General features: G+C 71.2%; 3 protein-coding genes. 1 reads left to right on the top strand and 2 read right to left on the bottom strand.

Going from position 1 to position 2,265, the window contains the following annotated elements; translation table 11 throughout:
- Positions 1 to 213: PTS mannitol transporter subunit IIB (locus VF468_17460; protein ID HEX5880079.1), on the bottom strand; the 213-nt coding region annotated here is incomplete at its 3' end.
- 239 nt (positions 214 to 452) lie between these two features.
- Positions 453 to 1,403, bottom strand: coding sequence for a LysR substrate-binding domain-containing protein (locus VF468_17455; protein HEX5880078.1), 951 nt, complete (start codon positions 1,401 to 1,403; stop codon positions 453 to 455).
- A gap of 164 nt (positions 1,404 to 1,567) precedes the next feature.
- Here VF468_17455 and VF468_17450 point away from each other — a divergent pair.
- Positions 1,568 to 2,265: sugar-binding domain-containing protein (locus tag VF468_17450; GenBank protein HEX5880077.1), on the top strand; the 698-nt coding region annotated here is incomplete at its 3' end.

Genomic DNA, 2,265 nt, shown 5'->3' with positions numbered 1-2,265 from the left:
GTTGGGCTCCCCGTTGGCGTCCTCGCCGAAGCCGCCGATCCCGCCGACCGGGGTCCAGCCGGTCTCGATGAAGAACGCGGTGATGAAGCCCCAGGCGATGAAGGCGGCGATGTTCGGCATGATCATGCCGGACAGGAAGGTCCCGAACTTCTGCACCGCGACCCGGGCACTACCCGCCCTGCTGCGGCCTGCTGCTTCGGCGTCTACGGCCATGCTATGCCTCCGAGCCGGGCGGCGCGCACGCCTGGCGACGTGCATCACGCCGCGCTCCGTCGCGACAGGCTGCCTGCCGCGGTAATCGTAGGGTGGCCTGCGCTTCCGGGTTCGCGCCAGGCCCGATCGCCTATGCTGCCGCCGACATCGCCATCGCGTGCCCTTTCTCGCATCCCTGGAGTGGAAGCCACCGCAGCACGATCAACGATATTGCCCAGGTCAGGCCGAGCGCCCGACTGCTAACCAACTCCGACATGCGGTAGGGAACCCGACATGGCCGCATCGTTGCGGGTGGCCGGCCTGGTCACCCAGGCCAGCTCGAAGACCACGGCGAGGAACTGTCGGACGGCCCTCGAGATGGTGTCACGCCGCCAGCTCACGCCGAACTGCAGCGGTGGGGCCACCGTGACCAGGGGGCGGAACTCGACCCCGCGGACGGTGAACTGTCCGGCCGCCGACTCGGCCGCGAACGCGATCCCCAGCCCGCCGGCGACCGCGACCAGGCTGCTCTCCAGTGTGGTCGCCTCGAGCACGACCGACGGCGCGACACCGCAGCCGGCCAGGACGTCGTGCACCAGGTGGTCGTGGAGCGGCGGGTCGAGCGCCCGCGGGAACAGGACGATCGGCTCGTTGGCGAGATGCCCAGCCCGGACGGCGCGCAGCCTGGCCAGCGGGTGCAGCTCGGGGATGGCCACGTGGACGGGCTCGCGGTGCAGGGGCCGGAAGGCCAGGTTGTCGCCGTTGGCGCCGGCCAGGCGCACGAAGGCCACGTCCAGCTGACGGGCGGCCAGGGCCGCGAGGTGCGCGCCGGCCTGCCCGACCACCGTATCGAGGGCGACTGAGGGAAACCGCTCGCGGAAGATCCGGACGGCCAGCGGCACCGACGCCGAGGCAGCCCCGGCCGGATACCCTACCCGCAGCCTGGTCATGCCTTCGCCGGCCTCCCGCGCCGCCTGGACGGCGTCGGTGACCGCCTCGCTGGCGCTGCGGCCGTGCTCGAGCAGGACCCGTCCCGCCTCGGTCAGCTCGATGCTGCGGCCGCGGATCAGCAACTCGACCCCGAGCTCGCGCTCCAGGGCGAGGATCTGCTGGCTGAGCGGCGGCCGGCTGATCTGGAGGCGCTTGGCCGCCCGGCCGAAGTGCAGCTCCTCGGCCACGGCGATGAAGTAGCGAAGTTGCCGGACCTCCATCCACGGCTCCTCGTGCTTGCCGACTTGAACGAAGCCCAACCTTAGATGGGGGATGAACAAATGTCAAGAACAAATGTGCAACATCTGTTCAGAGCACTTGTGCATCGCCCAAGATGGCGCTATGGTGAAGCTGCCTCAGCGGAACAGTCGTGAGGGGGGACGCCATGCGCGGACCGGTCAGCTACTACGATCCCGACGAGGTCGAGCCGATGGTCACGGCGGCGGTCATGTACTACCAGGCGCACCGGTCCCAGGCGCAGATCGCCCGGCACCTCGGCGTCAGCCGCCCGACCGTGAGCCGGCTGCTGGCCCGGGCCCGCCAGCTCGGCATCGTCCGGATCGAGATCGTCCCCCCGACCGCCGACCCGGGGCTGGGCAAGAACCTCCAGGAGCGGCTCGGGCTCCGCAGCATCCACATCGCCGCCGGGCTGGCCGACCCCGACGACCCCGCGCCGGTGCTAGCTGGCCGGCTCAACGACGCGCTCGCCGGCATCGGCCTCCACCCCGGTGACGTGCTCGTCGTCGGTTGGGGCCGGGCCATCTACAGCCTGGGCCGCTACGAACTCGCCCCCCTGCCCGGGGTAGTGGTCGTGCCAGCGCTGGGCGGCGGCGCAGAAGACCGGCCCTGGTTCCAGGCGAACGAGATCACCAGGCGCTGGGCAGTGACCCTCCACGGCACCCCCCGCTACCTCCACGCCCCGGCGTTCGTCTCGTCGGCGCTCAAGCGGTCCCTGGACCACGAGGAGGGCGTCCACTCCACCCTCGACCTCTGGGACCGGGCCAAGGTCGCCCTGGTGGGCATCGGCGCCTACCCCAAGCCCGACTCCAGCCTCGTCGCCGCCGGCTTCTCCGACGGCGACCC

Source organism: Actinomycetota bacterium (assembly GCA_036280995.1).
Lineage (GTDB): Bacteria > Actinomycetota > CALGFH01 > CALGFH01 > CALGFH01 > CALGFH01.
The sequence above is the reverse complement of the archived record's forward strand: the minus strand, read 5'-3'. Positions and strand labels throughout refer to the sequence as shown.